Origin of the sequence: Cysteiniphilum sp. JM-1 (assembly GCF_008711525.1) — a bacterium.
GTDB lineage: Bacteria > Pseudomonadota > Gammaproteobacteria > Francisellales > Francisellaceae > Caedibacter.
In genome coordinates this window covers 1-6,540 of record NZ_VXKS01000042.1, presented here as the reverse complement: position 1 = coordinate 6,540, position 6,540 = coordinate 1, and the positions used below count along the sequence as shown (strand labels likewise).

At 37.5% G+C, this 6,540-nt stretch carries 5 protein-coding genes and 2 rRNA genes; 6 read left to right on the top strand and 1 reads right to left on the bottom strand.

What is annotated here, in order from left to right:
* The 6 genes from F3D68_RS10910 to mutL form a co-directional block, all read left to right on the top strand.
* Positions 1 to 161: ribosomal RNA gene (locus F3D68_RS10910) — 23S ribosomal RNA — on the top strand; the annotation flags it as partial.
* 45 nt (positions 162 to 206) lie between these two features.
* A 5S ribosomal RNA gene (rrf, locus tag F3D68_RS10905) occupies positions 207 to 321 on the top strand.
* Between the two features lie 181 nt (positions 322 to 502).
* Positions 503 to 2,089 carry a hypothetical protein gene (locus F3D68_RS10900; RefSeq protein ID WP_151194465.1) on the top strand — a complete coding sequence of 529 codons (1,587 nt, stop codon included), beginning with the start codon at positions 503 to 505 and terminating at the stop codon, positions 2,087 to 2,089.
* Positions 2,068 to 2,949, top strand: a complete 882-nt coding sequence (locus F3D68_RS10895) for a hypothetical protein (RefSeq protein ID WP_151194464.1) — start codon at positions 2,068 to 2,070, stop codon at positions 2,947 to 2,949. Before F3D68_RS10900 ends, F3D68_RS10895 begins: the two co-directional genes overlap by 22 nt.
* A gap of 70 nt (positions 2,950 to 3,019) precedes the next feature.
* Positions 3,020 to 4,237: a bifunctional phosphopantothenoylcysteine decarboxylase/phosphopantothenate--cysteine ligase CoaBC gene (gene coaBC / locus F3D68_RS10890; protein WP_151194463.1), complete on the top strand. Its 1,218-nt coding sequence runs from the start codon at positions 3,020 to 3,022 to the stop codon at positions 4,235 to 4,237.
* Positions 4,230 to 6,191, top strand: a complete 1,962-nt coding sequence (gene mutL / locus F3D68_RS10885) for a DNA mismatch repair endonuclease MutL (protein WP_151194462.1) — start codon at positions 4,230 to 4,232, stop codon at positions 6,189 to 6,191. Before coaBC ends, mutL begins: the two co-directional genes overlap by 8 nt.
* Here mutL and F3D68_RS11475 read toward each other — a convergent pair whose 3' ends face one another.
* On the bottom strand, positions 6,192 to 6,314 hold the full coding sequence (locus F3D68_RS11475) for a hypothetical protein (protein WP_263478733.1): 123 nt from the start codon (positions 6,312 to 6,314) through the stop codon (positions 6,192 to 6,194).
* Positions 6,315 to 6,540: the final 226 nt, after the last annotated feature.

The following is a 6,540-nucleotide window of genomic DNA, read 5'->3' as shown; positions in this document are numbered from 1 at the left end:
CCGCTGAAAGCATCTAAGCGGGAAGCCAGCCTCAAGATGAGATCTCCCGGGATTAAATCCCCTAGAAGGGTTGTTGAAGACTACGACGTTGATAGGCTGGCTGTAGAAGTGCAGTAATGCATGAAGCTAACCAGTACTAATTGCCCGAGAGACTTGGTTATTACTCTATGATAGATTGTTAGAGCTTTCTAGAAGAAGCTTAAGATTTTGGCGGTAATAGTGTTTAGGTACCACCTGACTCCATTCCGAACTCAGAAGTGAAACTGAATAACGCCGATGATAGTGTGGCATTCGCCATGTGAAAGTAGGACACCGCCAAATTATTCGACATTGCAAGACGATGGGACATCGCAACACAATACCAATTCAAAAGGCACCTAAGGGTGCATGTGGTATAGGGATTTATCATAAAAACTTCTGATATTTTTTCTAAAATGACAAGGAAAACCAATGACAACTGATCTATACTTTGTGTGGTATGGATTATCTTGATGAGTTGGCTATGTATAAAAGAAAATATAATCAACAAGGTGGCGTATTACTTATTGCGTTAATTATTGTCGCAGTTGTCTCAATACTATCGGGCTCAATTTTATATATGCTAAAAACTAGTGTTGTCCAGAATCAAGCTATTGAAAACTATAATAACTCACGTAATAGTGCGTTCTTAGCGTTAAAAAATACTTTGGAATCTAATAATTATTTATATACTAATAAACCAATTAGTCCTGTTGTGAATAGCTATAGTTCAGGAAGTGCGACTATTACATTAACAACCACAGTTGAATCAACCTTAAATAAAGCGATTTTTCTAGATAATCTGGCGTTAAATAATGCATCAGGTGTATTACAACATACATCAAAGATAAAGGTAACTTCTCAAACACAACATCAAGCTGATTATGTGGCGATTGTCAACGCACCTAGTCAATACCGTCAAAATAATGATTTAATTCCACAAATAATACAAAACGTTAATGTTCCTGTAATTATTTCAACCAATTTGGTTGCTGCTCAACTGAATGGTTCTAGTGAAATAAATGATGGTACGACAGGATATTTAGGAAAGGTGACAGTCAATAATATGGCAAGTAAATTGACATATACTGATCCTCAGGCTAATAATTACGATTTAGCATTCCCAGATAATAATGCCTATCAGTTGGTACAGGGGTGGGCTATTAGTAATGGTGCATGGTATCTTGATTTATACATTTACGATGTTACCAATACTAAAGCATATCAGACGGAGATAACGCTAGCAGATTTGAAAAATCTGGCACAAGTAAATACATTTTCAACTCTAGTGTGGAATGAAATTATTGGTGCTTCACCACCAATTCCTGATGACTATGATCCTGCATTACAATATCCTAAAGGCATTTATATTACTTATGATAATCAAGTATTTCTATCACTGAAGCCAATCAATGTGGGTATTAATGAAGATCCTTACAATAACCCTAATGATTGGCGTTTAATTATTCCCGCTGGGACGTATCCACAATGGAACACAAACGTTAACTATTATAAAGGAGATATTATTACCTATAATAGTGTACAGTATGTTGCCACGGCCGATAATAATACTAATCAATCTCCACCACCAAGTAATAAATGGGATGTGGCGCAGTTTAATGCTGTACCATGGCAGGCTCAAGTATATAATCCTGGCGATTTTGTAACGTTTAATGGTTTCACTTTTGTCAATGTTAAAAAAAGTAACGATAAGAAGGATCCATATGATCAAAGTAATAATTGGCGCGTAGTTCCTCAGGATAACTTGCCTTTGATATATGATGCAAATATTGTTTATACGGAGGGGTTGCAAATTAGCTATGATAATCAAACTTTTGTTAATATTGTCAGTACTAGCAGTGACCCCTATCAAAACCAGCAAAATCGCTGGAGAATTGTTATCCCTGAATTTCAAGCTCCGGACTATAATGCTAATGTACGTTACTACAAAGGCGATGCGGTTACAGACCCTGGGACTGGAGATAAATATATTACCAATGTTAGTTATAATAGCTCAGTAGCGCCTGGTAATCCACCACCTGGATCCGAATGGGATCTATTGCCACCTTAAAGGAGTTAATAAATATGCGATTGTCTTGGAGAGTTATCTTAATATATATTTTCTTCATATTGAGTATGGTATTTTGTTATGGAGTCTCGCTACCTGTTGGCACAATCATTGTCAGTTCAAGGTTTATTAATGTATATAATGATCTGTATAGTTTTATCATTACTAAAAATACCTCAGATCAAATCAAGGGATGGATCATTGATAATGCAGGTAACCAGGTGACTTATGAATATAATTTTGGGGTAATTGCAAATATTAATAGTGCATATGTTCTACCAATTGATGCAAGCGCTAACCAGAATGTAACAAAGATGCTATTGTTTTTGTCGACAGCCTCTGGGCTTGGGCGTATTGTCGATATCAGCTTAAGCAGTGCTCCGATAATTACGGCAACAACCAGTGTTTATACTAATCCAAGTCCTAATAAATTGCTTGTTTCTGCTCCTCAAGTTTTATATAAAAATCAAAGTAGTTATTTCCTGATATTGCCCTATCAAAATTCAATGGATATTTACAGTTATACATATAATCCTCCCTTTCCGGCAATACCCTCCATAACCTTAAATAGAACGGTTAACTTTTCAGGTGAAACGATTAAGCAGGTATTACCTTGTGACAAGTTCGTCATCGTTATTACAGAGAATAATGCCAGTCTTCCTAATGGTTACGCACATTTTATTGCATTGAGTATTGATAAAGAGTTTGCAACGATAAATTTAGCATCTACAGATGATGTCTATTTAACCTATAATCCTACCACTCAAAAAACGCTTTTGAAAACCGCGAGTGACCCTATTGGGATTGAAGTTCAAAATGCGCCTATGCCATATGGTGTAATTGGAATGCAATCAATACAATAAAATTCTGTAAAATGATTCGTGATAGGTATAGTATGGATGTCAATAATTTAGGGATTTTTAATTATAAATAATGAAAAAGATTTTATTGTGTGTCACAGGCAGCATCGCTGCGTATAAAGCGCTTGAGTTAACGAGATTGCTTGTTAAAGCAAATTGTGAGGTTAAGGTTTTATTAACTGAATCAGCCAAGGCTTTTGTTACCCAATTAAGTTTTGAGGCATTGTCACAACGTAAAGTTTATGATGATTTATTTGCATATACCGATCATCCAATTGAGCATATCGAACTTGCGCGTTGGGCAGATCAAATTGTCATTGCTCCTGCATCAGCTAATACCATTGCCAAGTTAGCATTAGGTTTGGCGGATGACTTACTGTGTAATGTGATTCTTGCAACGGATAAACCGATATTTATAGCACCAGCAATGAATGTTGTTATGTGGCAGAATACTGCAGTACAAGCGAATGTAAATCAATTGAAAAATCGAAAATTTATCATTTTACCACCAGATGCGGGTGAGCAAGCCTGTGGAGATATTGGTGATGGGCGTTTAATGGAGCCTAAGGCGATTATAAAGCATATATTGAAGCCCAAAATAAAAACGGATAAACATGTGGTAATAACTGCTGGTCCCACGGTTGAGGCGTTGGATCCTGTGCGTTATTTATCAAATCACAGCTCAGGTAAAATGGGCTATGCATTAGCTGAAGCTTTTGTTGATATCGGTTGGGGTGTGACCTTAATTTCAGGTCCTACTCAATTAATAGCTTCTCAAGGTTGTGATGTTGTACAGGTGAAAAGTGCGAATGAAATGTATGATGCGGTGCTTGAAAAGGTGAAAATAGCAGATCTATTTATTGCAGCAGCTGCAGTTGCTGATTATCACCCACAAGTTTGTGCTGTTGAGAAAATTAAAAAGACCGATGAAAGTGATGCATTAACTTTGAAGTTGATTAAGAATAAAGATATTTTGGCAAGTGTTGCAAGCTTAACAAAAAACAGACCGTGTTGTGTCGGTTTCGCCGCAGAGACGCATAATGCACGAGAATATGCACTAGCTAAAATTCAGCGCAAGAATCTTGATTTCTTAATATTAAATCAAGTCAATACAGATAACGGGTTCCCTTTTTATAGTGATCACAATGAGGTGCAGGTTTTTAGTAAACATTATCAGCAAGTATTAGCATTACCATTAGCATCAAAGCGTGATATTGCCGATCAGATTGCTAATTATCTAAATGAAAATGTCATAAAGAAAGAAGTTCAAACGGAATTAAATTATGAGTAGGCGAATTAAAGTCTTATCCACTGAGCTAGCCAACCAGATTGCAGCAGGCGAGGTGGTTGAAAGGCCTTCTTCGATTGTCAAAGAGTTATTTGAAAACGCGCTAGATGCTGGAGCGACTGAGATCATTCTTGAGCTTGAGCATGGTGGTAAAGAAAAAATCTTAATACGTGATAATGGCTCGGGTATTGAAAAAGATGACTTGCCATTGACCTTAATGCCGCATGCAACAAGCAAAATATATTCACTTGAAGAGCTTGAAGCGATTAGCAGCATGGGCTTTAGAGGTGAGGCGCTAGCAAGTATTGGCTCGATTGCTAAAGTGAAGATCACCTCAAGAACAGCACAAGATGAACATGCATGGTGTGTGGATAACCAATTAGGTAATGAATTAATCCCCGCATCTCATCCAATTGGAACGACGATTGAAGTGGCAGAAGTTTTTTATAACACCCTTGCTAGACGCAAATTTCTAAAGGCGGAGCGCACAGAGTATGTGCATATTGATGAGCTATTGAAAAAGTTTATGCTTTGTCATTTTAATGTGGCGTTGACCGTTTGGCATAATGGTAAAGAAGTAAAGTCTTATCTAGTGGCAGATACACCACAAAAACAGCAACAGCGTATTGCCGATATCTGTGGCGATGAGTTTATTGATAATGCCTTATTGATTCAAGCTGAAGCAATGGATCTTCAATTATATGGTTGGGTTGCTAAACCGCAGTTTTCAAAGTCACGTGCTGATTTGCAGTACTTTTATGTCAATGGACGAATTATAAAAGATAAGCTTATCGCGCATGCGATAAAGCAAGCTTATAAAGATGTATTGCATCACCAGCGATATCCAGCGTTTATCTTGTTTTTTAATATCGATCCACATGCGGTGGATGTCAATGTGCACCCAACTAAACATGAAGTACGTTTTCGCGAATCACGTTTAGTGCATGATTTTCTTTTTGCTAAAATTCATCATGCCTTGGCAGATACTAAGCCACAATTACCTGAGTTATCTGAAACTGAAAATGACGTTGATTCATTGACATTTAGTATAGCAGATAAGCCTTCAGCCCCGCCAAATCAAAATTGGCGTGATAAAACGCAATATGCTGATCACTTAAGGTCTGATCATCGCAATAATATGACGTTATATGAGCAGTTGATTAATCAAAAAGAGGAAGCTCAATCTTTTGAAAATACCAATGATATAGAAGCACTTCATAAAGTAGAGTTACAAACGCCACAAGATAAATGGCAGGATGCAACGCAATTAGCGATGCCGTTGGTAATAGATGAGGTAACAGAAGCAACGGTAGATCAAAATGTCACAATGACAGAAATAATGACAAAGGCAATGCCTGTAAAAGAGGCCAAAACCTATCCATTGGGTTTTGCCTTGGCACAAGTGCATGGCATTTTTATTTTGTCACAAACGGAAGATGGTCTAATTATTGTTGATATGCATGCTGCACATGAGCGGGTGTTGTATGAAAAGGTAAAAGCACTATGGGCAAGGCATGAGTCTGTATCGCAAGTGCTGTTATTGCCTTTAACTTTTGAGATAAGTCCGGTATTGCTTGATGTGTTAGATGCGCATGAGGAGCTTCTTAATAAACTGGGGTTTGAATACTCGGCACTGGGTGAGAAAACCTTAGTGATTCGTGCAATCCCAGTTTATTTAAAGAATAATCATATTGAAAGTCTAGTCATGGAAATCGCTAATAGCCTTAAGGTCAGTGGTAAAGCCAAACCAATGGATGATTATATACATGCAATCCTAGCAACTATATCATGTCACAAAGCGGTGCGCGCGCATGATCAAATTACCATTGAGGAAATGAATCAATTGCTACGCGATATGGAGCACACGGCAAGAGCAGATCAGTGCAATCATGGACGCCCAACCTGGGTGAAAATGACGGTGAATGATTTGGATAAGCTTTTTATGCGAGGGAAGTGATTAATTCAAAGGACTAATTCTGAAGTACAATGTATCGCTATAACCACCTTCTGGAATATTATTTAAGCCTAGACCTGTAAAGCTTACTGTAGCCGTATAGTTTTTTTGCGTTGGCTCACCCATCGGATCAGCAGGTTCGGTATGTACAAGAAAATATTGATTTGGCGTTAAGTCAGCGATGGATACACCATTGACTTTAACACTGTAATTAATATAAATATTTTCATTTAAGGGCGCATTCGCGATTTGTGGGTAAATCAGCTGTAGTTTAACTTGAACTGAATGCGATCTTTATGTACAAATACCCTACTGCCTTTAAAACATAAGCAAGTTATGGATGAATTTAGCT